This window comes from Dermabacter sp. HSID17554 (genome assembly GCF_003989295.1).
Taxonomy (GTDB): Bacteria; Actinomycetota; Actinomycetes; order Actinomycetales; family Dermabacteraceae; genus Dermabacter; species Dermabacter vaginalis.
The window spans coordinates 92,553-117,762 of the sequence record NZ_RBLW01000003.1; the positions used below are offsets into that span (position 1 = coordinate 92,553).

A 25,210-nucleotide genomic window follows, 5' to 3' on the forward strand; every position below is an offset into this window, starting at 1 on the left:
TATTTTTACTTGCTGGTCAGTTCGGTGTATTCCTCAGCCGAGAGAAGGTCGTCGGGGGTCTCCGTGACCTTGACCTTGATGAGCCACGCCTCGCCGAAGGGATCCTCGTTAACCTTCTCCGGGCTCTCGACGACCTCCTCATTCACCTCGGTGACCTCGCCCGAGAGCGGCGCGAACAGATCGGAGACCGACTTGGTCGATTCAATCTCACCCATCTCGGTGCCGGCCTCGACCTCTTCACCGACGGAGGGCAGATCGACGTAGACGACGTCGCCGAGCTGATCGGCGGCGAAGTCGGTCACGCCGATCGTCGCGGTGCCGTCGCCTTCATCGCGTACCCATTCGTGGTCCTTGCTGTACTTCAGATCCGACATCTTTGTTCCTTTCAGAGTGTGTGAAGCGTAACTTCGTGAAAATCCTACGGGCCGCCTCCTGGTAGGCAGCCTCATGCACTACTTGGCGCGGGAGTAAAACGGGAGTGGTACGACGGTTGCCGGGAGCGCTTTGCCGCGCACATCGATCGAAAGCTCCTGACCTTCATTCGCGAGGCCCGGCTCCACGTAGGCGAGGGCAATCGGGTATCCGAGGGTCGGCGAGAGAGCACCGGAGGTAAGCTCCCCCACTTCCTCACCGTTCTCGTCGCGAAGAATGTAGCCTGCGCGGCCGGCGCGGCGACCGTCGGCTTTGAGGCCCACGAGAGTGCGGCGATCCGAGAAGTCCTTCCCCTCGAGCGCTTCGCGGCCCACAAACTCGCCCTTGGATTTGAAGGCGACGACGCGACCAAGCCCCGCCTGAGCTGGGACGATGTCGAGGGTCAGCTCGTGTCCGTAGAGCGGCATGCCTGCCTCGAGACGGAGCGTGTCGCGGCACGCGAGGCCGCACGGCTGGATATTTTCGCCGCCGATCTCGGCGAATGCCTCCCACGCCTTGATGCCGAGAGCGTTCGGAACGTAAATCTCGAAGCCGTCCTCGCCCGTGTAGCCGGTCCGGGCGAAGAAGATCTCCTCGCCCTCAAACGTGCCCGCAAGCACGCGGTAGTACTTGAGAGCGTCAAGCGCGTCAAGATCGACCTCAACGTCGTCGCGCTCGGCAAAGGCGCGCACGATCGCGGCTGATTTCGGGCCCTGCACAGCAACGAGGGCGATCTCCTCGCTGCGATCAGTGACCTCCACATCGAAGCGCTCGGCGCGTTCCTTGAGAGTCTTCGCGTCCACGAGGCGGTTGCCCGCATTCGGGACAGTAAGGAAGCGGTCGTCTGCGAGGCGGTAGACGATCAGGTCATCGATGATTCCGCCTTCTTCGCTCAGGAGAAGTGAGTACTTCGCGCGCCCCACCTCGAGCGAGCTGATCTTGCCCGCGAGCGCATAATCGAGCGCCTCGCCAGCTTCGGGCCCGGTAAAGAACACCTCTCCCATGTGCGAAAGATCGAACTGGCCTGCGCGTTCGCGCACGGCGGCGTGTTCAGCGAGGTCCGAGGTGTATCGCACGGGCATGTTCCAGCCCGCGAAATCGGTAAACGAGGCGCCTTCGCGCTCGTGAACGGCGAACAACGGGCTATTGATGAGCTCGGCCATCGGGTTTCCTGCCCTTTCTTGCGCGAATCTCGCGCGGTGTATCCCGCGTCCTCGCGGGGTGTTCAAGTTGCGGTGACATCAACGCGACCGAAACATCACGTGCTCGCCATGCGCGAGCACCTCGAAATGTCTCAGGCGTCACAGTTAAGCTAGTAGGCGTGAGACGCGAACAAGAACCCTATTGGCCGGTTCGGCTCCGCACCGAACGACTTCATATCCGGGAACCCGGAGAGGCGGACCGGGGCGACTACGTGCGACTCATGACCGACCCCTCGGCGAGCCGCTACCTCGGCGGTGCCGTCAACTTTGGCTCGCGGCAAGCCCTCGAGCTCTCGCCGCTCGGCAACACGTGGGGTGCGTGGATCATTGCGCACGGCGCCACCGATCAGATGCTCGGCATCGTCAGCCTCGGCTACGACCGCGGCGAGCTCGAGATCAACTATGCACTCCTTCCCGAGTTCGTAGGGCACGGGTACGCGCGCGAAGCCGTTGAGCGCATCATCGAATTCGCGAAAGAGCAGCTCGACGAGCCGCTCATGATCGCCGTCGTGCAAACCTCAAACAAGCGCTCGGTCGAGCAACTCAAAAGAATCGGGTTCCGCGTGCGCCGCGGGTTCGAAGAATTCGGCAGCCAACAACTTCTCATGGAGTATCCGCTGCACACGGGAGCCGAGCGGTCGTCGGACCCCGAACAGTGAAACCGTGGCAAAACGCGCCTAAAACGGGTCCAGGAAGGGATTGCGCCGTTCGCGCACCCGGTGTTCCGCCCATCGTGCGAGCACGGTGTGCGCATCCTCCCGCACCACGTAGTCGAACACGCCCGCGAGTCGAGCCGAATCGGCGTACGGGTCAATGCACACGGTCACCGCACCGGACGCGCGCGCGAGCGGCGCAAGCAGCGAGGCCGGAGCGACGGTATTCGAGGTACCGACGGCGAGGAAAACGTCGCAATGACGCGCCGCGTATTCGGAGTACTCGAGCACCCCGCTCGGGAGCATCTCACCGAAGATGACGATGTCGGGCCGCGTCAGCGCACCGCATTCGGGGCACTCGCGCGGCACCCCGTAATGCTCGGGTTCAGACGGATCCAGGGCGTGGTCGAGATGCACCGCAAGGTGCGCGCGCCACGTACACGCGGGATTCAGGCACACGGCCTCACCCGCGCTCCCGTGAAGCTCGGCGACCTCATGCGAACCGGCGAACTGGTGAAGCCCGTCAACGTTCTGGGTCAGAATCGTGGCCTCGAGCGCGGCGAGAGCTCGGTGACCGGGGGTTGGGCCCGCAATGAGCGCCTTCTCGAAAACGCTCCCCCATACCCTCCAAAGGATCGGGATGTTGCCCGGAAGACGATCCACATCCATCGCTTCCTCGAGGTCGGGATTCTCCTCCCAGATACCTCCTGGTCCGCGGAATGTTGCGAGCCCCGCTGCGGCGCTCAGGCCCGCGCCCGTGAGGGCAACGACGCGCTCGTGGTGGGGCCGAAGTTCAAACTGACGAGTGCTCACGCGTGCGCTCAGTACCGCATACCCATGCGGTCACGAACCTCATCGAGGGTTTGCACCGCCTTTTCCCGTGCCCGCTCAGTTCCGGCGCGCAACACCTCAAAGAGGTAATCGGGGTGAGCCTCGAGTTCGGCGCGGCGTGCGCGCACGGGCTCAAGATGAGCGTTGAGGGCATCGGCGCACATCACCTTGAGCGTTCCTGCGCCTTTGTCGCCGATTTCTTCGGCGATGTCCTCGGGGGTGCGATCCGTGCACTCGGCCGTAATCGTCAGGAGATTCGACACCTCGGGACGGTTTTCGGGATCAAACGTAATGAGGCGCTCCGAGTCCGTCTTCGCCTTCTTGATCTTCTTCGCGGTTTCGGAGGCGGTCATCTTGAGCATGACCGAATTACCGCGCGATTTCGACATCTTGTCGCCATCAAGACCGAGGATCACCGCGGCCTTCGAGAGAAGCGCGTCGGGCTCCGGGAAGTACTTTTCCCCGCCCGCAAAGCGGTCGTTGAAGCGGCGCGCAATAAGGCGGGTTTGCTCGATGTGCGGGAGCTGGTCCTTGCCGACGGGCACCAGATTGCCATGGCAGAAGAGGATGTCGGCGGCCTGGTGAACGGGGTAGGTGAGGAGGAGGCCGCCCATGGCGGTCTTGCCTGCGGCCTGCATCTCCGATTTCACGGTGGGGTTGCGCTCAAGCTCCGGCTGCGTGACGAGCGAAAGGAACGGAAGCATGAGCTGATTGAGCTCAGGAACCCCAGAGTGCGCGAAGATCGTTGCGCGTTCGGGGTCGATACCCGCCGCAAGATAATCGGTGAGAAGTTCGCGCACCGAGCCTTTGATGTCGCCCGACACATCGCGGTCGGTAATCACCTGGTAATCGGCAACGAGGAGCCAGGTCTCAACCCCCTGCTGCTGCAGTCGCACCCTGTTCTTGAGGGTGCCGAAGTAGTGGCCGATATGCAACGCACCTGTGGGGCGATCGCCCGTGAGCATGCGAAAGACCGACGGGTCCTTCGCGAGTTGCTCTTCCACCTGGGCATTGCGCCTAAGCGCCGCCTCGTAGGTCTTGTTCGGGATTTCGGCGATATGGGTCGTGGGGGCAGAGTCCGTGGTATTCACGCTTTTTAGCCTATCGTGTTCGCGGGCGGTGAGGTGGTTTGGCGAACCACGAGCTCCGGGCGCACAACGAAAACCGCGCGCGGGGCTTGCCTCGACTCCCCCGCGGCACTGCTGACGTTGCGGATGGCCGTACGCGCGATGGCCGGCACCGGCTGGCGAATCGTTGTGAGGGCGGGAGTGTGGTGCGCCGCGAGAGGAATGTCGTCGTATCCCACGACCGACATGTCGGCGGGGACTCGCAAACCGAGATCACGAATCGCCGCAATCGCACCGATCGCCATTTGGTCGCTTCCGCACACCATCGCGGTGCAGCCCTGATCGTAGAGTTCGAGGGCGGCCTGGTATCCACCCGCAAACGAAAAGTCGGTGTAGGCCACGCATCCATACTCGTGCGGCCAATACTCCTCGAAAGCCGCGACTTTCCCGCGCACTGGCCACGAGTGCTCATCCCCCACCGCGAGTCCCACACGTGCGTGTCCAAGATGCCGCAGGTGTTCGAGGGCGAGGAACACGGCTTTCGAGTCATCGGTGCTGATGAAGCTCGCGTCGAAGCCGGGCCGTACGCCGTTGACGAGGCAAAGCTTGATACCTCTCTTGGCGAGGGCCAAATAATGCTCGACACTTGTTTCATCGTGAGCGTGCTGACCAGAAACGAGCACGATTCCACGAGCGCCGGCGCGAATCAGTCGTTCCATTGACGCCGCCTCTTGCTCCTCGCTGCGGGCGTTGATGCTCACCAGGGTCTCGAGATCAGCAGCGTAGGCCTCGGCTTCAAGCCGCTCGAGAAAGAGCGGGAAGATGGGGTTTTCCATGTTGGGCATGACGAGGCCCACGAGCGGAGCAACATCATCAAGCGCATCGTCCGTTCGGCCGAGTGAGCGGGCGACTGAAAGAACCTTGTCGCGCGTTGCGGCATTAACCCCGGGTTTTCCTGCAAGAACGCGCGAGACAGTCGCTTCGCTCACATGGGCTTTGCGCGCGATGTCAATGAGTCGCACCTTTGCCATGCGATCCCTCCGAGCCGAAGAATTCTCGCGTGCGAGGGGCGCCTGTGCCAGAATTCCGCTCCCGCATGCGGAGAAAAACCTTACTGCAAGATTCTTGCGATATTTCGGTTATTTTTGCACAGTTTTCGTTTCCCCGCTACTGTGAAACCACGACAGATCCCCGTCGCCCCGCGCATCCGCGGGACCACCATTTCAAAGGAGAACACGGTGAAGATTCGCCGCAAGACTTTCCTCGCTGCGAGCGCAGCAACCATCGGCGCTACCGCCCTTGCCGCCTGCGGCGGCAACAACTCGAACTCCGGCTCGTCAAACGCTTCTGATGGCGGCAAAGGCGGCGCAGCCGAAGCACCCGAGCGCGCCGATGCGGACCTCGTCATCTGGACCGACGAAAAGAAGGCGAACTCACTGAAGGACGCCGCCAAGAAGTGGGGCGAAGCAAACGGCATGAGCGTCGCCGTGCAGATCGTTGCCACGGATCCGCAAGCAAACTTCATTACCGCGAACCAGGCCGGTAACGGCCCCGACATGATCCTCGCGGCCCACGACTGGATCGGTAACCTCATCCAGAACTCGGCGATCACCCCGTGCAGCTGAGCGCCAAGGCGACTGAGAGCATCGACGAGATCGGCATGAAGGCCGCGACGTACGAGGGTCAGGTCTACGGCCTCCCCTACGCGGTCGAAACCCTCGTCCTTTACTCGAACAACGCCCTCACGGACGTTCCCGAACCGAAGACCATCGAGGAACTCGTTGAAGCCGGCAAGGCCTCGGGTGCTGAAGACATCCTCTCCCTTCCGATTGGCGAAGAAGGCGACGCCTACCACATGGAGCCCCTTTACACGTCGGGTGGCGGCTACCTTTTCGGTAAGACCGCCGAGGGCGACGCGGATCCTTCAGACATCGGCGTGGGCAAGGAAGGCTCGATTGCCGCCGGCGAGAAGCTCAAGGAACTCGGCGCCGAGGGTGTCCTCAAGACCTCGATTACCGGCGAGAACTCGATCGCGCGCTTTACCGACGGCAAAGCCGCCTACCTCATCTCGGGCCCCTGGGCACTCGCAGACATCCAGAAGGCCGGTATGGACTACACGATGAGTGCGATTCCCGGCTTCGAAGGCATGAACCCGGCCGAGCCGTTCGCTGGTGTCAACCTCTTCTTCGTTGCCGCGAGCGGTAAGAACGCGGTCAACGCCCAAACGTTCCTCCAGTCGATCGCCGAGGATTCGACCGTGATCGAGGAAATGTTCCCGATCAACCCGCTTCCCCCGGTCAACAAGGAAATCCAGGAGAAGCTCGCGGGCGAGCATCCCGACATGATCAAGAACGCCGAGCTCGCCTCGAAGGCGCTGCCGATGCCCGCGATCCCCGCGATGGCTGCCGTGTGGCAGCCGCTCGGCATTGCTCAAGCGAACATTGTTAAGGGCGCCGACCCCAAGGACGCCATGGAATCCGCGGGCGAACAGATCAAGTCGCAGATCTGATCCCCGCGGGCAATCTCCCGTGACTCTCACGCGCGCGAGTGAGGCACCCGGCTTCGGCCCATCGCCTCGCCCGCGCGCGTGGCCCCGTACTTCGCCCCTCTAGGAAGGGTCCACGCCCATGACCGCAACGGATGCGCCCGCGTTCAAAGAACGCTCCACGTCGCTTTTGCCCCTGATCCTCAAGATTGTTTTCCTCGGCGCGGTTCTCGCCACCGCGTGCTGGCTTGTCCCCGTGCTGATCGGCCTCAAGCTGTGGATGTGGCTCGCGATCACCATCATGGTCACAATCGCGATCTTCGTGATCTATTCGACTAAGCGTTTTATCCCCGCGAAGTACATCTTCCCGGGAACGTTCTTCCTTCTGGTCTTCCTCATCACGCCTATCCTCCTCACCGTGAACTACTCGTTCACGAACTACGGTGACGGCACGCGCGGCACGAAGGAGCAGGCAATCGCTTCGATCACCGGCAATTCGGTGAAGGAAGTTGAGGGCTCGACGCGCTTCAACGCGAGCGTTGCGACGACCGGCACCGCCGCCGACGGCCCCTTCGAGCTGTACTTCGTCGATCCCGAAACGGGCGACATTTTTAAGGGAAGCGCTGAAAAGCCCCTTGAAAAGGTCGATCCGGCCGATGTCAAGGTCGAGAACAAGCGCGTGGTGGAGGCGGGCACGGGGGTTGACATCCTCTCAAACCAAGAGATCAACGCCGCGGGACAGAAGATCCTGCAAATCGCCGTTGAAAAGAGCGATACCGAGGCGATCCGCTTGCTCACTCCGACGATGGCCTTCGAGGGTACGAAGGTCATGCGCTATGACGAGGCGTCCGACACGATCAAGAACACCGAGACCGGTGAGACCTGGTCGGTCAAAAACGTGAACGGTAGCGATCGTTTCGTGAGCGATAAAACCGGTCAGGCCCTCTCCCAGGGCTGGCTTCAAGGAATCGGTCTCGATAACTACGCGCGCTTGTTCACCGATGCCAAAATCGGCGCGCAGTTCTTCCAGGTGTTCCTGTGGACCCTCGCCTTCGCATTCCTGAGCGTCGCCACGACGTTTATCTTGGGGCTTTTCCTCGCGCTCGTCCTCAACGACGACCGCCTGAAGGGGAAGCGGCTCTACCGCTCGTTCCTGCTTCTTCCGTATGCGGTTCCGGGGTTCATTTCGCTCCTCATTTGGTCGAACTTCTACAACAAAGACTTCGGCCTCATCAACAATCTGTTGCACCTCGACATCAACTGGCTCGGTGATCCAACCATGGCGAAGGTTGCCGTGCTTCTCACGAATCTCTGGATGGGCTTCCCCTACATGTTCATTATTTGCACGGGCGCACTCCAGTCGATTCCTGAGGACATCAAGGAAGCTGCGCGCATCGATGGCGCGAGCCGTTTCCAAACAACCGTGAGGGTCATCGCCCCGCTCTTGCTCGTCGCGGTGGCACCACTTCTCGTCTCATCCTTCGCGTTCAACTTCAATAACTTCAATGCGATCCAGCTGCTCACGGCCGGTGGCCCGTTCATCGGAAACAACTACACCGCGGGTGGCACCGACATCCTGATCTCGATGATCTACCGCCTCGCGTTCGGCGGCTCCGGCGCCGATTTCGGTTTCGCTTCCGCGGTGTCGGTCGCACTGTTCTTCATCACGGGTCTGCTCGCCGCGCTGCAGTTCCGCGCGACGCGCGCGCTCGAGGACATCAACTAGGGCGCATGGGGTAGGAGAAAAACAATGGCTAAGAAAAATCCCGAAGGCTTCCAGCGCACCAACAAGATGCCGTTTGGTCACTGGTTCCTTGAAATCGGTTGGCGCCACCTCGTGGGCATCGGCGCGATGGTTTTCGCGGCAATCCCGATCCTGTATGTCATTTCGGCGTCGCTCAATCCGCTTGGCACGGTGAGCTCGACCTCGGTGATCCCAACTCAGTTCAGTTTGGTGCACTTCGAGACTCTCCTGAGCGGCGCACGCGGAAACTTCTTGCAGTGGGCCCTGAATACGGTCATCGTCTGCGCGGTCGTGTCGTTCACGCAGATCTTTCTGTCGCTGCTTGCGAGCTACGCCTTTAGCCGAATGCGGTTCAAGGGCCGCCGCGGAGGTCTCCTCGCGCTCTTGCTCGTCATGATGTTCCCCGCGATCCTCTCGATGATCGCGGTGTACACGATGATCGCGGATCTCGGTCAAGCGATTCCGTTCCTTGGTCTCAACTCGCTTCCGGGCTACATCATCGTGATGCTCGGCGGTTCGCTCGGTCAGGTGTGGCTCATCAAGGGCTTCTTTGACACTGTTCCGAAGGAACTCGACGAAGCTGCCATCATTGATGGCGCGAGTCACTGGCAGGTGTTTTGGCGCATTCTCGTGCCGACCCTCACGCCGATTCTCGCCACGACGTTTGTGCTCTCCCTCGTGGGTGTCATGAGCGACTTCCTCCTCGGTTCGATCTTCCTCACGGATGACAGCAAGAAGACCCTCGCCGTGGGCCTTTACGGCATGCTGCAGGGTGACCGCTCGAACAACCTCGGCATCTTCGCCGCTGGCGCTGTGATGACGATGATCCCGGTCATCGCGTTGTACCAGTTCCTCCAGAAGTACATCGTTGGCGGCTCGACCGCCGGCGCGGTGAAGGGCTGATCCCCGCGTGGAGATTCCCGCTCATTCCACGGGCACCCTTCTCGCGCGCGAACCGTTTCATGACAGTTCGCGCGCGGGGGTGCCGTCCCGCTCCGCTAGTCTCGGTGCGTCCGTTACGCTTCGCGTATGGGTTCCGGATTCGGTGGAGAATCCGACGGTTGTTTTGCGCCAGGTGGTGGACGGGGAGCCGCGATTGGTCACATGCACCTCGGGCAATTCCGACGGTGCCGGGCACTGGTTTGAGGCCGAGCTTCTCGCGCGCAACCCCGTGACGAAATATCGTTTCCTTATTTCCGGGCGCGAGGGCGATCGTCCCGCCTATGAATGGCTCACGGCCGCCGGAATCGCCGACCACGACGTGTCCGACGCCCACGATTTCACGTATCTCGCGCGTGGCTCGAAGGCACCCGAGTGGCTCGAGGGCGCGATCGTGTACCAGGTGTTCCCGGATCGGTTTGCACGCTCAGCCTCGAGCGGGAAGCTTCCGAAAGACGCGCTTGCTGAGTGGGCACTTCCCATGCAGTGGGAGGAGCCATGCGAGGAAAACGGTGAAAAAAATGGCCGCCAGATTTATGGCGGCGATTTGAAGGGACTCGAGGAACGGCTCGATTACCTCAAAGATCTCGGCGTGAGCGTTGTGTACATGTGCCCGATCTTCCCCGCGGGGTCGGCGCATCGATACGACGCCTCGACGTTTGACCGGGTTGATCCACTACTCGGTGGCAACGAGGCGCTCGTGTCGCTCACCGAAGCCGCGCATGAGCGTGGCATGAAGATCATCATGGACCTGACAACGAACCACACTGGCAACACGCACGAGTGGTTCAAGAAGGCGCAAGCGGACGCGACGAGCGAAGAAGCGGGCTTCTACTTCTTTACGGAGCACCCCGATCGCTACGACGGCTGGCTCGGCATTGATTCGCTTCCGAAGCTCGATTACGACAGTGCCGCTCTTCGCGAGCGCATGTATGAGGGCGAGAACTCGGTAGTGCGCCGCTACCTCGCGCCCCCGTTTAACGTGGATGGTTGGCGCATCGACGTCGCGAACATGACGGGCCGTCATGGCGAGCAGGATCTCACCCATGAGGTCGCCCGCGACATCCGCGAAGCAATGCGCGAGGACACGTGGCTCGTGGCGGAGCATTTCCACGATGCTTCACCTGACCTTCCCGGTGACGGCTGGGATGGCGCCATGAATTACACGGGCTTCACGAAGCCCCTGTGGGCGTGGCTCAGCCCCGAAAAATCCACGGTGAATTGGCTCGGCCTTCCCATGGGGGTGCCGAAACTGTCCACGCAAGCGGTGCTCGCCACGCTGCGCGATTACAATGCTCAGCTCACATACGAAGCGCGCTTACACTCGCAAAACCAGCTGTGCTCGCACGACACTGCCCGCAGCCGCACCGTTTTCGGCGATCCCGATCGTCACGCGGCAGCGCTCGGCGCTCTCGTGGGACTGCCTGGTGTCCCCACGTTGTTCGCTGGCGACGAGCTTGCACTCGAGGGTAATAACGGCGAGCATTCGCGAACGCCCATGCCGTGGACCGCTATCGATACGGATACCCTCCGTGAGCACCAACGGCACTGGCGCGACCTCACGGCCGCGGTTTTCGCTGCGCGCAGCGCCTTCAAGGCTCTACAAAGCGGGGGGCTGCGCTGGCTACACGCAGGCGAGGACTCGCTGACGTTCATGCGCACCGACCGCACCAAGCCCGTGCTCGTTCACCTCGCACGTGCAGCACACGACGACATCGCTCTTCCGGAATCGCTCGTGCTTACCTCCCCCAGCGAGCACGACAGCGACGCCGTACACTCCCCCGGCATCTCTCTTGAGACCATGAGTGCAGTAAGCGGTGGGCAAGCGTCGGACCAGACCATAACGCTGCGAGCCGAACGCGCAGGCTTCCTGATCACCCCCATGCGGCCCCTCGCGGCCGCACCCACTCGCGGCCACTGAGCCGCCCCAACTGTTCCCGCCCGCACCTCGCGGGCACCCCGTACAACCCAAGGAGGATTTCCACATGGCCAACGAATGGTGGCGCGACGCCGTTGTTTATCAGGTGTATCCGCGCTCGTTCGCTGACGCAAACGGTGACGGCATGGGCGACCTGCCCGGTATCACCGCAAAACTCGACTACCTCAAGGATCTGGGCGTCGATGCCCTGTGGCTCTCCCCGTTCTACACGTCGCCACAGAAGGACGGCGGCTACGACGTCTCCGATTACACCGACGTTGATCCACGCTTCGGCTCGATTAGCGACGCCGACGCTCTCATCGCCCGCGCACACGAGCTCGGCATCAAGGTCATCGTCGATATCGTTCCGAACCACTCGAGCGACCAGCACGAGCTGTTCCAAAAGGCCCTCGCGGCGAAGCCCGGCTCCCCCGAGCGCGACATGTATATGTTCCGCGACGGCAAGGGCGAAAACGGTGAGCTCCCGCCAAACAACTGGCAGTCAATCTTCCACGGTAGCGCGTGGACGCGCGTGACGGAGGCCGACGGTAAGCCGGGCCAGTGGTACCTCCACATCTTCGACACGTCCCAGCCCGACTGGAACTGGGAGAACCCCAAAGTCCACGAGCTTTTCGAGGGTGTACTGCGTTTCTGGATGGACCGGGGGGCCGACGGTTTCCGCGTCGACGTCGCGCACGGCATGGTCAAGCCCGAGGGACTTCCCGATGCTCCCGAGGTCAAGGAGACCGCCATGCTCGATACGGGCGATGACGAAGACATCCCCGTATATTTCGATCAGGATGGCGTGCACGAGATCTACCGCGAGTGGCGCGCAATCATGAACGAGTACGACGGCGATCGCATGATGGTGGCCGAAGCGTGGGTTCCGAAGAACCGTCAGCACCTCTACGTTCGCCCCGACGAAATGCACCAGATCTTCAACTTCGGCTTCCTTCAGGCCGGTTGGAGCGTCGAGACTCTCACGTCGGCGATCATGGAGCCACTCACGTTTGCGAACGAGGTTGGTGCCCCCACGACCTGGGTGCTCTCGAACCACGACACGATCCGCCACGCGACCCGCTACGGCTTCGATCACGGCTACCGCTTCGGCGAGGGCCTCTCGCGCGAGGAAAAGCCCGATTTCGAGCTCGGCGTGCGCCGCGCACGCGCCGCGACTGCGCTCATGCTCGCCCTGCCCGGATCGGCGTACCTCTACCAGGGCGAAGAATTCGGCCTTCCCGAGGTCGCGGACATCCCCGACGAGCTGCGCGAAGACCCAGCCCACAAGCGTGCTGGTGTTCCGGGCCGCGACGGCTGCCGCGTGCCGCTCCCCTGGGAAAAGAATGCTCCCGCCTACGGTTACTCGCCGACGGGCGAGGCGTGGCTCCCCCAGCCCGAAATCTTCGGTGAACTCGCCGCAGATCAGCAGGCTGGAAAGCCCGATTCGACGCTCGAGATGTACCGCACGGCTCTGCGCCTGCGTCGCGAGCTCGAGCTCGGCAAAGGCACCGACGTCACCATCAACGATTCGCTCGGCGAGGGCATCCTCTCGCTCACGTCGGGCCCCGTCACGGTGCTCGTCAACACGACCAGTGAGGACGCACCGCTTCCCGCAGGTGCCGAGGTCCTCTTCGCCTCGGTCCCGGACGCGAAGAATACTCTCGCCGCGAACTCGACAGTGTGGATCAAAAACTAAGCACCGCGTGCGCCTAAAGGCGCGATGCTGAGCTGGCAGGCGTCGGAACCGGGAAGCCCCGGGACCGGCGCCCGCTGCTTTTCACTGAAGTTTTCGGGCGTAAATCCCATGCTTCTGCCGATTTTCTCCGCCGCCTCGCGCACGGCTGGGCACAGGGAATCGAGGCGTGCATTCGGCGTGCGAAACGCCGGCGCGGCGAGCAGCAGGGCCCCCACGATGCCGCCTCGGTGATCGAAAATGGGGCTCGCAATGCCGATTTCGTCGTCGTTTGAATCACGATTATTGACGGCGACCTGGTCTTGGCGGATGTCTTCAAGGCGCTTCTCGTATTGCTCACGATCCCAGCCGGCTGCTTCGGGCTGTGCCTCACGTACCCCCGCAGTCTTGAGCCCCGCCTCGCCCCCGCGCCACGCATGGAACACACGCACCGTCGCGTGTTCGAGTGAAAGGTAGCGCGTACCGATCGGGGTCACGTGGCGAATCATCTCTGTGCCCTGCACTTGCTCGACCACGATCGCCTCCACCCCGTCAAAGACGCACAGGGAGACGGTCTCGCGGGTGTGCGCAACGAGATCTTTCATGACCGGGTACGCGAGCGAGCGCAGGTCGAGGTGCGAAAGAAGAGGGCCGACGATCGACAAGAGCCCCCAGCTGAGCCGGTACCGTTTCGTCTCGGGATTCTGGGAGACCATCCGCTCGGCCTCAAGCGTGCGGAGTGTGCGGGACACGCTCGACTTATGGAGTCCGACGGCTTCTGAAATTTCGGTGACGCCGCATTCAGGCTCATCGACGGTAAAGCATCGAAGGATGGCCGCGACGGTCGAAATCGTGGAGTTCGAGCGCGGTGCCTGAGGCGCGGTGTTCGTGGTCGCTTTCGTCATGACGGCTCCATGCTAATCACCTTGAGAGGGCCCCTGTGCAAAGCGGGGACCCTCTCGCAAGTACTGTGATGAGCGTTATGACTTCTCGGGAAGGCCCGGGATGTCGTCGGGAATCTCCTCCGGCGGAAGCGGGAGGCCATGCTCGTCGACCGTGAAGTCCTCGGGGCGTACCTCGGGATCGTTGACCTCACGCTCGAGCAAGCGGGTTTCGCGGTCGCGATGACGCAAACGCCTGAACAGGTTGATGATCATGAGCAGCACCACGAACGAGAAGGGGAACGCGCCGATGATCGTGCCGGTCTGCACGGTGTCCACAACCGAATCGGAGCCGAGCGAAAGAAGCACGATTGCGACGACGGCGATCGAGACGACAAGCACAACCCTGAAGGCGCTACTCGCCTTTTTCGGGGCGTTCACGAATTCCGCGAGCGCGTACGTACCCGAATCCAGGGAGGTGACGTAGTAAGTGCCCACGAGGACGGTCGCGACGATGATGAGGATCGTGCCGATGTAGGGAATCATGCCGAGCATCTCAAAGAGACCCGCCGCGTTATCAATACCCACCGCTTCGGTGACGGCACCCCCACTCTTCTCGTCGTAGAACATCCCGGCCGAGGCAATGATGCCCACCCACACCATGACGATGATCGACGGCACGATGGTCACGCCCACGACAAACTCGCGGATCGTGCGGCCGCGCGAGATGCGCGCGATGAAGCCGGCAACGAAGGGGCTGAACGCGATCACCCAGCACCAGATGAACACGGTCCACCAGCCGTTCCAGCTGTCCTGCCACGAATCGATCGGGGTCATCGTAAGTTCGGGCGCTGTAAAGAAACTCATCGAAAGGAAGTTGCTGATGAAACTTCCCGAGGTCTGCACGAGGTTCGAGAGGATGTAGACCGTGGGGCCGAAAAGCAGCACGCCGAGCACGAGCACAACGGAAAGAATCGTGTTGAGCTCAGAAATGCGTTTCATGCCCTTATCCACTCCCATAAAGGCGGAGAACGCGGCAAGAACAGCGAATACGGCGATGACGATGAGCCACACCGTGTTGCCGCTCTCGAGACTCGTAAGCGAGCTGAGCCCCGAAGAGAACTGGATGGCGGCGAACGAGAAACTCGTGGCGAGACCGAGGACGGTCGCGATGATCGCGAGCATCTCGATGACCACACCCGCGGGTCGCTGGGCCTTCTTTGGAAGGATGTCGACGGTGGCCTCCCTAAAGGTGAGGGTCTTGCCGAGGTTGTGGTGCGAGTACGCGAGGCACGCGGCGATACCGCCGTAAATGGCCCACGCGGTAAAACCCCAGTGGAAGTACGTCCACACGATGCCGCCCTCACCAGGGTTCCCCGTGATCGGGAGGATCGCCGAATCCTCCTTCATCATGATGGGCTGGGCGAGCGACCAGAAGATAAGGCCGATGCCTTGACCGCACGCGAAGAGCATCGAATACCACGCGAAAGCCGAGTGCTCGGGCTTCGCTTTCGGGCCGCCGAGCCGCACCTTGCCGAGCTTGGAAAAGGTGAGCCACACGCACAGTGCTACCGCAAGCACCGAGTATGCGACGAAGTACCAGGTCCATCCCGCCGTGATGTGTGTGCGGAGCCCGTCGATCACGTTCGCGGTTCCGTCGGGATTCACGACAACCGCGACCACCACGCACACGATGAGAACCGGTGGCAGCGCCTTGATAATGAGGGAATCAATAGGCGGGATGATCGAACCGCGGAAGCGAGGGAGCTGTACCTCCGTGGTCTGGGTACTCGGTTCCTCGTGTGATTGCTCTGGCCCTACCTGATCCGGTTCGGGCTTTCTCGGTCGGGGCATAGTTCTGTCCTTCGTTGAGGGCGGGCGCCTTTGGGCGCTTAGGTAAGGTTCAGTTCTTGGAGGAGGTCAGCAGCGATCGCGGAGGTCGCGGCGCTAAAGAGCCACTCTCCTTTTTCGCGGCTTGCTCCTCGCGGTGACGAGAGGCAGCCCGTTTCGGGCGTACGTTCGGGCACGACGGGGAGACGGTCGAAGCGAGGTAGATCAGCCGCGGGGTGATCGATCATCGCGGATTCGTTCACGAGACTCGGGTAAAGGCGGATCATGAGGGCAGTTTCGAGAACTCCGCCGTGCTCGATGTCCCATCCTGGGAAGCCGTCGGGATATACCTTCGCGAGCGTCGAGTCATCCACATAGTCCCAATAGCTAAGCAAGAGCGCGCTGCGCTCGGCCCCTTGCACGATCCCGAGGTCTCGAAGGGCAAGGTCCACGCCTTCGTAGAGGAACTGGTAATTCTCGTAATGGCCGTTGACGAACACCACGCTGCTTACCCCCTGCGCGAGAAAACCGCGCGTGATGTCACGTGCGTAGGTCGTGAGAGTGTGGGCATCGAGGCTAATTGTGCCGGGGAGGTGATTCCCCCCGCCGGACTTCTGCTGGGATTTATATCCGTACACGAAGGGCTGGGCGACTTTAGCGGAGCCGATTTCAGCATCGGCCTTGGCATTCATGAGGTCGCATACGCCGCGTGCCATGGCGTGCGAGAGCAGCGCATCGGTGCCGAGTGGCATGTGGGGGCCGTGCTGCTCGAGAGCACCAACGGGAATGAGCACGACGGAGCGCTTTTGACACCACGAGGCATATTCGGGAGCTGCGGTAAATGCGAGGTCGCGTTCGGGGCTTGAGGTCACGGCGGCGTCAAGGACGGTCGGGTCGATGTGCACTGTTGGCTCCTGGAAATGGGGCGGGATGAATCGATATGGGCGCATCTGATGAAAAGCGTAGGCGGCGCAGCCACGATGTGGTGGCCGCGCCGCGCACTAGCTCACAATGCGAAACCTCAGGCCGGGATGATGTTCTTCTCAGGCCCGTACGGGAACTTCGTGATGTCTTCCGTCGAGTCCTCGCCGACCACGACGATATCGTGCTCGCGATAGCCACCGGCGCCCGGCTGTCCTTCCGGAATAGTAATCATGGGCTCCATCGAAACCACCATGCCGGGTTCGATCACGGTGTCGATGTCTTCGCGAAGCTCGAGGCCGGCCTCACGACCGTAGTAATGGGAGAGAACGCCGAACGAGTGACCGTAACCGAACGTGCGGTTCGGAAGAAGCCCGTAGTCCACGTAGATCTTGTTGAGCTCGGCCGCGATGTCCTTACATACGGCACCGGGCTTGATCAGCTCGAGACCTGCCTCGTGAACCTCCACGTTGATGTCCCAGTAGCGGCGTGCTTCGGGACTCGGCTCTCCCACGAAGAGAGTACGTTCGAGGGCCGTGTAGTAGCCCGAGGTCATCGGGAAGCAGTTGAGCGAGAGAATGTCGCCCGCCTCGAGCTTGCGGGTGGTTGGCCAGTTATGCGCGCCATCGGTGTTGATGCCCGACTGGAACCACACCCACGTGTCACGCACCTCGCGATGCGGGAAAGTCTTCGCGATTTCATGCACCATCGCCTCGGTACCTGCAAGGGCGACCTCATACTCGGTCACACCGGGGCGAATGGCATCGCGGATCGCTTCACCGCCGAGGTCCGCAATGCGCGCACCATGCTTGATGACCTCAATCTCTTCGGCGCTCTTAAACATGCGCTGGCGCATTGATTCGAGCGAAATATCCACAAGCTCCGCACCATTGAGGGCATTTTCGAGGCGCCCGCGCAGGAGGGCGGGCAGCGAATCGTCCTCGACGCCCACGCGCTTCGCACTCACGCCCGCGCGACGAAGCGCTTCGCGAATACCCTCGTAGTAGTTATCGCGGTTCCAGTCGGTATACACGATGTTGTCACCGTAGCTCGTGCGCCACGGCATTCCCGCGTCGATGTTCGCAGAGATTGTGCACGTGCTTTCCTGCGTCACGACGAAGGCGTAATGGCGCCCGAAATAGGTGAAAAGGAAGTCGGAATAGTACTTGATGCCATGGAAGCTCGTCAGTACAACGGCATCGAGGTCTTTCGCGGCCATGATCTCGCGAAGGCCACCGATGCGGCGTTCCATTTCGGCGTCGGAGAAGGTGAGCTTCTGCTTTTCGCCGTTCTGGATGGTCTTGAGGGCTTCGAGTTCGGATACGGAGGTAGCGGGTTTCTCAGTCATGGAGTTCTCCTTCTTCTCACGCGACATCGTCGCGGATCGGTACGCAGCACTGCGTATGTACGATCGCGCGAATGCGCTGCGTTGAGCATCGTGCGATCGGTACAGCCGGACTCCCGGCCGCTGCGCGAGAGCGCCGAATCCACAACCATCACCGTTGCATCATCAGCAACCCTGTTGCACTAACAGTATGCACGTCTCTGCTGTGAATGTCACAGGAAAAGGAAAAATTGCTAATGAGCGAAGGCAAGAGTGAGCCGCTTGCCTGCCTTCTTGACCGTCGCCTTTGCGAGCTCACGCAGCGAGTCAACGATGCGCCTGTCGCTTGACATCGATTCCTTGTCAAAAATCAAACTCAATTCGGTACATCCAAGGATCACAGCACCGGCGCCAGCTGCCTCCATTGCGTCGATAATGCCTGAAAGGGCAGGGAGGTCAACGGGGCGGCCGGCTTTGACTTGGTCGTAGATGAGAGAGTTCACGACCTCTTGAACGTCGCGGTCGGGAACCAGCGGCGTGAGACCCGCTCGTGCTAGCGCATCTTGGTAAACGTTTGCGTGAATGTTGCCCTCAGTCGCAAAGATCGCCACCGGCGATTCCTCTGCTCGGCGCTCGCGAAGACGCTTAGCGGCGGCTCGGACGGTGACCTCGACGATGGATAGCAGGTCTACCTCCGCCGCGGAATCGATCGCTTCGGCGTAGTGATGGGCGGTGTTGCAAGGCAGCACAAGAAACGATGCTCCCGCACTCTCCAAAAACGCCGCATCGCGGGCAAGCACGGGGCCCGGGTCCTCCTCATGCTCAGGGTCGAGGATATGGCGCGTACGATCGGGGGTGCTGGCGTGCTGCATCACGATGCAATCAATGTGGTCCTGGTCCGCTCGAGCAGCGGTCGCTCGCACAAGGACGTCCATGAACACGGCGGTCGCCCCTGGGCCCACCCCTCCAAGCACCCCTACGAAAGGGGTCTGCCACACCGTCATCACTTCTCCCCCGAAGCCTGCACGTCTGCATAATCGGGTTTGTAGTGCGTGCGGAATTTTTTCACGTAGTTCACGAGCGCCGCATAGTAGTAGAACCAGCGTTTCGGGTCTTTTTCGACGCCGCGGTAATTGAGCGGATTCTTGACACGTTTCGCCTTGAGTACACGCTCGAGGATCGCGCGTGATTCGGGGTCGCGGGTGTAGTGCTTGACCAGGGCCACCGGCACCACGGTGTAAAGCGTTTCGGGCTGGTCCTGAACAATCTCCCCCGGCTCCCCGAGGCCATCGAGGACGTGCTCGTTAACGTAGTAGGTGACAGGATTGTGGCCAGCTGCGGTGATGTAGTAGTTAGAGCGGCCGAGTCGGGGATTAAGCTCAAAGAACACGGTTCGACCCGTTCGCGGATCATACTTGAGGTCGAAGTTCGCATAGCCGGTCCAACCGAGCTCAGTCACAATTTTTTGGGCCTGCGCCACGGCTTCGCGATTGACGCCCGAGACGATCGCTGCGGGATTACCAATGGCGCCTGGAGTGTGTTCCTCGAGCAGCGTCCGCCCCCACGAGGCAAACCGAATACGGGAGTCACGGTCGCAATAGGCGGTGAGGATGCGCATGTTTTGATCGTCCCCGGGAATGAGATCCTGGACGATGATCGCTTTGCGATAGCCGGCCCCGTGGATCTTCGCAAAAAGTGCATGGAGATCCTGCTCGTTCGCTACAGTGTGGACCTTGGATTTCCCGACAAAACTCGTTCGCTTCCAGGCTGAAACGTCGGCCGGTTTCGCGATTACGGGGTAGTCAAAGGGGAGGTCGAATGATTCCGGCACCCCCGCTGCGAGATCGACGATCACCGTTTCGGGGTGGTCGACACCGAGCTTTTCGCACAGGCGCGTGAAGTTGTTCTTCTCGGTCCCAGCCTCGAACGCCTCGAGACCCACGTACGGCACGATCCACGTGGGGTCCATTGCTCCGAGCTCATCACGGACCCGGATGATGGATTTGACCGTGGCATCAGCGGACCCCAAAACGATGGCGTGAGCGTCCGGCCGCGCGCGCCTGATCTTCTCGGCGATGGCAGTGAGCGACGACGCGAGCACTTCGGGGTCCATGGGATCCTCGCACAACACGTTGTCAATAATCGCGCTCCTCGCGATCTGCCAACCGAGTTTCGCGCTCACAACGATCGACTTGACCCCGTACGCCTCGTGAAAGGCGCGCGCTAGTGAGTAAGCGCCGATGTCACCCCCGACAATGACCGGTTGTATATCGAGCAAGGCCGCCGCTTCCGGCGAATTTTCCGTGTGCACCATAGCCGCGACTATATCGAGCCTCGAGGTCTCAGTTGCGTTCCCGCGCGCGTGACTTCGCGCAACTGAGGCCTTTCTCCCCGCACGCGATTCCGGGAAAACTCCGGGATGGCGTTCACCGCCCCGAAACATAGGACACATAGTCTCGAAGTGCGAAGCGTTGTGGTCACGCGCCCGCCTACGGGTTCGCGAGCCTTGCTTGCCGGTGAGGTCTCAGCCTCGCGGGTTGAGCAATATCAGTCTCGGGGATGATTGAGTCGATCCCCATGACCGATGTGTCCACAGGCCTCCGCGACTCACGATGGAGACATGATGATGCACAGTAGTGATCGAGAGCCTCTCAAGGTCCTTATTACAACCGACTGGTACGAGCCGGTTGTCAACGGGGTCGTCACAAGCGTTCTCACGCTCAAGAAGCAGCTCGAATTGCTTGGCTGCGATGTGCGTGTGTTGACCCTCGCCGAATCCCTCAGGTCCTCCTCACGAGACGGGGTGTACCGGCTCGCTTCTCTCAACGCCTCGATGTTCTATGACCACGCGCGCATCTCGGTGCTCCCGAACCGGAAGATCCGCCGCGAAATCGAGGAATGGCACCCCGATGTCATTCACTCGCAGTGCGAGTTCTCGACCTTCCTGTGGGCCCGCACGATTGCGAAGGCGCTAGGCATCCCGATCGTGCACACGTACCACACAATCTACGAGGACTACACCCACTACTACGCGCCCTCGAAGACGATGGGCAAGAAGATGATCACGGCCTTTTCGAAGAAGTTCTGCGAGCAGGTCAGTGCAGTGATCACACCGACCGCGAAGGTCGAAAAGCTTCTGCGCGGTTACGGCGTCACACAACCGATCGCCGTGATTCCCACGGGCCTTGACCTTTCCCGGTTCCGCGCCGCCCAGACGAGTGCCGATCTCGAGCGCAGCCGCGAGATTCGCAGCGAACTTGGCATCGCCGAAGGCACGAAGGTTCTCGTCTCGGTGTGCCGCCTCGCGAAGGAGAAAAGCGTCGACGACGTTCTTCGCCACCTCGCGAAAGCTCGCCCCTCGAACACCGTATTCGTGCTTGTGGGCGATGGCCCTTCGCGCGACGAGCTCGAAGGTCTCGTCGACCGTCTCGGGATCCGCGACATGGTGCGTTTTGCCGGTTTCCGCCCGCCTGAGGAGGTTGCCGACTACTACCGCATGGCCGATCTTTTCGTCTCGGCGTCGCTCAGCGAAACCCAGGGCCTCACGTTCATCGAGGCCATGGCATGTGGCCTCCCGCTCCTGTGCCGCAAGGATGATTCTCTCGACGGCGTGATCCTCGAAGGCAAAACTGGTTACACCTACGCAGACTCGACTCAGTTCGCCGAGCGTCTTGCGGACATTCTCGAGGATGATGCGCTGCGTGCCCGCATGGCAGCCTGCGCCGCTCGGCGCGCCGCCACGGTTTTCTCGGCGGAAGCTTTTGGACGATCCGCAAAAGAGGTCTACGAAAAGGTGCTCGCAAGCGTCGGAACCGGACGCCACCGCACCCCGTTGAGCTTGAAGATTTCCACCCGACCCGAGGGCGCTGCAAAGGCCCCTCGCCGCACGACCAATGGAGAAGAGCGCCTGGCCGCATGAGTGCACACGAGGACCCCACAACCGCACCAACCGAAAGCTCCTCGCCAGCGTTCCCGGGGGCCGAGAAACTTCCCTTTACTCCTACGGAGCGTTCACGCACCAATATCGCTCCCGCGATCGAACCGCGGGAGGAGGCGAGCGCGAAAGAGCACCATCAGTCGCGCTTCGGTGAGCACACCGCCGAACGCGTCACCGCCCACAAGAAGGCCATTCAGATCGCGGTCAAGGTCATGCCGTTCGTAGGGCTCGCGTTCTCGATCGGCCTCGTCGCGTGGGGTATTAAGACCGGTACACTCAAGTCCCTCGATTCCCTTCAGGCGTACATCGACTCACTCGGGATCTGGGGACCGATAGGTTTTATGGCGGCGAGCTTCGCCTCGGTGATGTTTCCCATCATCCCCGCCGGGCTCCTCGTGATCGCTGCTCCAATTCTGTTCGGGCCGATCGAGGGCACAATCTATAACTGGCTCGCGGTGTGCGCCGGCTCGCTCACGAACTTCATCGTGGCACGCCAGGTGGGCATGGCTCTCATCGAAGCGATGTTCAGCGAAAAGACGATCGAAAAGTATCTCGGGTGGACGAGGAAACCCGGTTTCACGACCGCATTTGCAGCCGCGATCGTCCTTCCCATCGCCCCGGATGACCTCCTCTGCTACCTCGCGGGCACGACGAAAATGAAGTTCTCGACGTACGCGTGGATCATCCTCCTAGGGAAGATCCCCACCCTCGTGGCATACGGGCTCGGCATTAGCGCGCTCGTCACCAATCTCCTCCCCTGGTAAGAGGGCGCACGCATGGCGAAACCACGCATTCACGCATTTTCGAAAGCCGACTCCGTCGCGGGCCAGGGGGTGGGAAGCGCCTATCTCGAGCAAGTCGCACTCATCAGCGCAGAGCTCGGCGACGAATTCGATATCAACCCGCGAGCCCGCCTCGGACGCTTCGGCGATATCAACCATTTCCATTCCATCAATCCGGAATATCGCGCTGCGATCCCCCTCGCCAAGCGGCGTGGGGCGACGCTCGCCCACGTGCACTTCATTCCAGAGACCGTCGATGATTCGATCGCGATGCCGAAACCGGCACGCTGGGCGTTCTACCGCTACATGCTGAACTTCTACCGCACCACGGATACGCTCGTCACGGTCAATCCCTGGTTCATCACGGCGCTCGAAAGCGAATACGGCTTCGATCCGTCACGCATCACGTTTATCCCGAATTTCGTTTCGGAGGAACAGTTCCATCCGCTCGAGAGAAACGAGAGCATCGCACAACGGCGACGGGCCTGGGGTGCAGACGACACTCGCTTCGTGGTCATGTGTGCCGGCCAGCTCCAAACCCGCAAGGGATTTTTTGATCTTCTCGACGTTGCACGCGCGATGCCTGAGGCGCTCTTCGTGTGGGCCGGGGACTTTTCTTTCGGTCGCATCACGAGCGGCTACGAACAAATCACAAAGGCAAAAGAAAATCTCCCCGCGAACGTCAAGCTCATTGGGCTTGTGCCGCGCGAGGAGATGAATGAGTGCTTCAACGCCGCGGATGCGTTTTTCCTGCCAAGCTACGAGGAACTCTTTCCCATGACGATTCTCGAAGCCATGGCAACCGACACCCCCATCGTGGTGCGTGACCTCGTGTATTACGAAGGCGTGCTGTTCGATCACGCGACGCGCGTTGAGGCCGGTCGTGGCGAGATCGATGGGTTCGTCGAGGCCCTCACGAGTCTGAAGGACTCCTCCGCCGCGTATGCGAAGGCCCAGCAGTCCGCACGCGAAGGCGCGGCCCGCTATTCGAGGGCGTCGGTCGCCGAGCAGTGGCGCGAGTTCTACCGGAGCCAGCTCACGCGCTAGCGGGAACCTTCGGGCCTCCACACGACAAGCGCACCCGCTTGGCGTCGGCGTGGCCGCTGGCCGCGGCGCATCGCTTCGACTTCACCGGTTTGCGAGGTTGCGAAAATGCGGCTATCGCGGCGGCGCTGCTCGTCTCGCTCTTCGGTGACTTCGTCGAGTTCGGCCCTGAGCCTCTCCACCTCGTTTTGCAGCTCGAGGATCCGCTTAATTCCCGCAAGGTTGATGCCTTCCTCTTGCGAGAGGGCTTGGACCTGCCTCAACTGCGCGATGTTCCATGCGCTGTAGCGTCGCCCGCGCCCACTTGTGCGCTGTGGCGACACAATACCGAGCCGATCGTAGGTGCGCAGGGTTTGCGGGTGCATCCCCGTAAGCTCGGCCGCGACCGAGATGACGAAGACTCCCGCGTGCTCATCGAAACGTGACGGTGCCATGTCTCCTCCTTCTCGTGGCCGTCGGTCGTGGTGCTAACGGGTGGCGTTCTTTGCAAGATCCGCCCGCGGATCGAAGTCGCTCGTGGCCTCGGCGAAGTCGCGAAGGGCGCGCTCGGCGGTTTCGCTGAGCGTATCGGGAAGCGCAATCGTGAGCGTCACGAGCAGGTCACCCGTGCCCTTCTTGGCCCGAACGCCTTTACCTTTGGCACGCAGCGTGCGCCCGGAAGGAGTGCCGGCAGGCACTTTGAGCTTCACGCTTGAGCCATCGATAAGGGGCACGCTTATGGTCGTGCCGAACGCGGCTTCCGCGGCAGTGACGGGGACGTTTACCCGAAGGTTGATCCCGTCCATGGTGTAAAGCGGGTGGGGTGCAACCTTCGCGGTCAGCATGAGGTCGCCGGGGGCGCCACCGTTCGCCGACGCTTGCCCTTTGCCCCTGAGCCGAATTTTCTGTCCGTCGTGAACGCCCGCGGGAATACGGGTCGTAATGTTCCGCCCGCCCGCGCTAAACGACACCTCGGTTCCGAGCACTGCGTCGCGGAAGCTGAGCTTCACGCTCGCACTCACGTCGGCGCCTTTTTGGGGTGCCTGGCGCCCAAAACCGCCGTTCGGCGAGAAGCCTGCACGGCCCTGACCCCCGCCAAAGCCGCCTCCGCCAAACATTCCCATGAGATCTTCGATGTTGACGCCGCCCGCGCCACCACCGAAACCACCGCCGGTGAAGGCACCGAAGAGATCCTCGAATCCGCCGCCGGCGGCACCGCCGGGGCCCGAGGCGAAGCGCGCACCGCCCGCGCCCATCGCGCGGATCGCGTCGTACTGCTTGCGCTGCTCCGCGTCGCTCAGAATTGAGTAGGCCTCGCCCACTTCCTTGAAGCGCTCTTCTGCCGCGGCATCCCCGGGATGCCTGTCCGGATGCAGCTCTTTCGCCTTCTTGCGATAGGCCTTCTTGATTTCTGCTGCGGAGGCGTCCTGGGAGACGCCGAGGATCTTATAAAAGTCCTTGCTCAGCCATTCCTGCTGGCTCATGGTGTCTCCTCGTCAAAAGTGTGAATCTATGGAGCGAGGCGGCGGTGCGTGTGCCCGCTGCCTCGCGGTGTGCTGGTGGCGTCGGCCCGCCCCGCTTTGCTGTCAC

Annotated in this window: 23 protein-coding genes; 10 read left to right on the forward strand and 13 right to left on the reverse strand. The window is 61.6% G+C overall.

What is annotated here, in order from left to right; genetic code table 11:
- Window positions 1–5: 5 nt before the first annotated feature.
- Together gcvH and gcvT are read right to left on the reverse strand one after the other, a co-directional pair.
- Window positions 6–374: a glycine cleavage system protein GcvH gene (gcvH, locus tag D8M36_RS06075; RefSeq protein WP_065247596.1), complete on the reverse strand. Its 369-nt coding sequence runs from the start codon at window positions 372–374 to the stop codon at window positions 6–8.
- Window positions 375–452: 78 nt separating this feature from the next.
- A complete protein-coding gene (gene gcvT / locus D8M36_RS06080; protein WP_126847547.1) occupies window positions 453–1,574 on the reverse strand; it encodes a glycine cleavage system aminomethyltransferase GcvT in 1,122 nt (373 codons plus the stop codon).
- 158 nt (window positions 1,575–1,732) lie between these two features.
- On the opposite strand from gcvT, the gene D8M36_RS06085 reads away from it, so the two are divergent.
- Complete coding sequence (locus D8M36_RS06085) at window positions 1,733–2,272, forward strand: GNAT family N-acetyltransferase (protein ID WP_223845681.1); 540 nt, start codon at window positions 1,733–1,735, stop codon at window positions 2,270–2,272.
- Window positions 2,273–2,290: 18 nt separating this feature from the next.
- Here the strand turns inward: D8M36_RS06085 and D8M36_RS06090 are convergent, their stop codons facing one another.
- From D8M36_RS06090 to D8M36_RS06100, 3 genes are read right to left on the reverse strand one after another with little or no spacing between them, the layout of a single operon-like run.
- Complete coding sequence (locus tag D8M36_RS06090; protein WP_126847549.1) at window positions 2,291–3,079, reverse strand: SIR2 family NAD-dependent protein deacylase; 789 nt, start codon at window positions 3,077–3,079, stop codon at window positions 2,291–2,293.
- An 8-nt stretch (window positions 3,080–3,087) separates the two neighbouring features.
- Window positions 3,088–4,188: a tryptophan--tRNA ligase gene (gene trpS, locus D8M36_RS06095; protein ID WP_202974876.1), complete on the reverse strand. Its 1,101-nt coding sequence runs from the start codon at window positions 4,186–4,188 to the stop codon at window positions 3,088–3,090.
- Window positions 4,189–4,193: 5 nt separating this feature from the next.
- Window positions 4,194–5,195: a LacI family DNA-binding transcriptional regulator gene (locus D8M36_RS06100; protein ID WP_126847550.1), complete on the reverse strand. Its 1,002-nt coding sequence runs from the start codon at window positions 5,193–5,195 to the stop codon at window positions 4,194–4,196.
- Window positions 5,196–5,402: 207 nt separating this feature from the next.
- Between D8M36_RS06100 and D8M36_RS10345 the strand changes: the two genes are divergently transcribed.
- The 6 genes from D8M36_RS10345 to D8M36_RS06125 all read left to right on the forward strand — a co-directional run bounded on the left by D8M36_RS10345 (window position 5,403) and on the right by D8M36_RS06125 (window position 12,946).
- Window positions 5,403–5,789, forward strand: coding sequence for a hypothetical protein (locus D8M36_RS10345; protein ID WP_238638401.1), 387 nt, complete (start codon window positions 5,403–5,405; stop codon window positions 5,787–5,789).
- Window positions 5,780–6,673: a sugar ABC transporter substrate-binding protein gene (locus tag D8M36_RS06105; RefSeq protein ID WP_238638402.1), complete on the forward strand. Its 894-nt coding sequence runs from the start codon at window positions 5,780–5,782 to the stop codon at window positions 6,671–6,673. Before D8M36_RS10345 ends, D8M36_RS06105 begins: the two co-directional genes overlap by 10 nt.
- A 118-nt stretch (window positions 6,674–6,791) precedes the next feature.
- Window positions 6,792–8,375, forward strand: a complete 1,584-nt coding sequence (locus D8M36_RS06110) for an ABC transporter permease subunit (protein WP_126847552.1) — start codon at window positions 6,792–6,794, stop codon at window positions 8,373–8,375.
- A gap of 24 nt (window positions 8,376–8,399) precedes the next feature.
- Window positions 8,400–9,296 (forward strand): sugar ABC transporter permease, encoded by an 897-nt coding sequence (locus tag D8M36_RS06115; RefSeq protein WP_126847554.1) that lies wholly within the window; start codon window positions 8,400–8,402, stop codon window positions 9,294–9,296.
- Between the two features lie 7 nt (window positions 9,297–9,303).
- Window positions 9,304–11,253 (forward strand): glycoside hydrolase family 13 protein, encoded by a 1,950-nt coding sequence (locus tag D8M36_RS06120; RefSeq protein ID WP_238638403.1) that lies wholly within the window; start codon window positions 9,304–9,306, stop codon window positions 11,251–11,253.
- A 64-nt stretch (window positions 11,254–11,317) separates the two neighbouring features.
- Entirely contained in the window at window positions 11,318–12,946 is a 1,629-nt protein-coding gene (locus tag D8M36_RS06125; protein WP_126847556.1) for a glycoside hydrolase family 13 protein, read from the forward strand.
- On the opposite strand, the gene D8M36_RS06130 is transcribed toward D8M36_RS06125, so the two are convergent.
- The 6 genes from D8M36_RS06130 to D8M36_RS06155 all read right to left on the reverse strand — a co-directional run bounded on the left by D8M36_RS06130 (window position 12,943) and on the right by D8M36_RS06155 (window position 20,192).
- Window positions 12,943–13,827: an IclR family transcriptional regulator gene (locus D8M36_RS06130; RefSeq protein ID WP_126847558.1), complete on the reverse strand. Its 885-nt coding sequence runs from the start codon at window positions 13,825–13,827 to the stop codon at window positions 12,943–12,945. The genes D8M36_RS06125 and D8M36_RS06130 overlap by 4 nt on opposite strands.
- Window positions 13,828–13,902: 75 nt before the next feature.
- Window positions 13,903–15,657: a BCCT family transporter gene (locus D8M36_RS06135; protein WP_126847560.1), complete on the reverse strand. Its 1,755-nt coding sequence runs from the start codon at window positions 15,655–15,657 to the stop codon at window positions 13,903–13,905.
- Between the two features lie 38 nt (window positions 15,658–15,695).
- On the reverse strand, window positions 15,696–16,538 hold the full coding sequence (locus tag D8M36_RS06140; protein ID WP_126847562.1) for a creatininase: 843 nt from the start codon (window positions 16,536–16,538) through the stop codon (window positions 15,696–15,698).
- 116 nt (window positions 16,539–16,654) lie between these two features.
- A complete protein-coding gene (locus D8M36_RS06145; RefSeq protein WP_126847564.1) occupies window positions 16,655–17,902 on the reverse strand; it encodes an aminopeptidase P family protein in 1,248 nt (415 codons plus the stop codon).
- 230 nt (window positions 17,903–18,132) lie between these two features.
- Window positions 18,133–18,882 carry an aspartate/glutamate racemase family protein gene (locus tag D8M36_RS06150; protein ID WP_126847581.1) on the reverse strand — a complete coding sequence of 250 codons (750 nt, stop codon included), beginning with the start codon at window positions 18,880–18,882 and terminating at the stop codon, window positions 18,133–18,135.
- Window positions 18,882–20,192 carry a carboxylate--amine ligase gene (locus D8M36_RS06155; RefSeq protein WP_126847583.1) on the reverse strand — a complete coding sequence of 437 codons (1,311 nt, stop codon included), beginning with the start codon at window positions 20,190–20,192 and terminating at the stop codon, window positions 18,882–18,884. The genes D8M36_RS06150 and D8M36_RS06155 overlap by 1 nt, the downstream gene beginning before the upstream one ends.
- 306 nt (window positions 20,193–20,498) lie before the next feature.
- On the opposite strand from D8M36_RS06155, the gene D8M36_RS06160 reads away from it, so the two are divergent.
- Genes D8M36_RS06160 through D8M36_RS06170 form a run of 3 tightly spaced genes read left to right on the forward strand, consistent with a single transcriptional unit; the run spans window position 20,499 to window position 23,644 of the window.
- A complete protein-coding gene (locus D8M36_RS06160) occupies window positions 20,499–21,797 on the forward strand; it encodes a glycosyltransferase family 4 protein (protein ID WP_202974877.1) in 1,299 nt (432 codons plus the stop codon).
- Window positions 21,794–22,579 (forward strand): TVP38/TMEM64 family protein, encoded by a 786-nt coding sequence (locus D8M36_RS06165; RefSeq protein ID WP_126847585.1) that lies wholly within the window; start codon window positions 21,794–21,796, stop codon window positions 22,577–22,579. The genes D8M36_RS06160 and D8M36_RS06165 overlap by 4 nt, the downstream gene beginning before the upstream one ends.
- A gap of 12 nt (window positions 22,580–22,591) precedes the next feature.
- On the forward strand, window positions 22,592–23,644 hold the full coding sequence (locus D8M36_RS06170) for a glycosyltransferase family 4 protein (RefSeq protein WP_126847586.1): 1,053 nt from the start codon (window positions 22,592–22,594) through the stop codon (window positions 23,642–23,644).
- Here the strand turns inward: D8M36_RS06170 and D8M36_RS06175 are convergent.
- Both D8M36_RS06175 and D8M36_RS06180 read right to left on the reverse strand, forming a co-directional pair.
- Window positions 23,641–24,075, reverse strand: coding sequence for a heat shock protein transcriptional repressor HspR (locus D8M36_RS06175; RefSeq protein WP_126847588.1), 435 nt, complete (start codon window positions 24,073–24,075; stop codon window positions 23,641–23,643). The genes D8M36_RS06170 and D8M36_RS06175 overlap by 4 nt on opposite strands.
- Window positions 24,076–24,108: 33 nt before the next feature.
- Window positions 24,109–25,104: a DnaJ C-terminal domain-containing protein gene (locus D8M36_RS06180; RefSeq protein ID WP_126847590.1), complete on the reverse strand. Its 996-nt coding sequence runs from the start codon at window positions 25,102–25,104 to the stop codon at window positions 24,109–24,111.
- Between the last annotated feature and the right edge of the window lie 106 nt (window positions 25,105–25,210).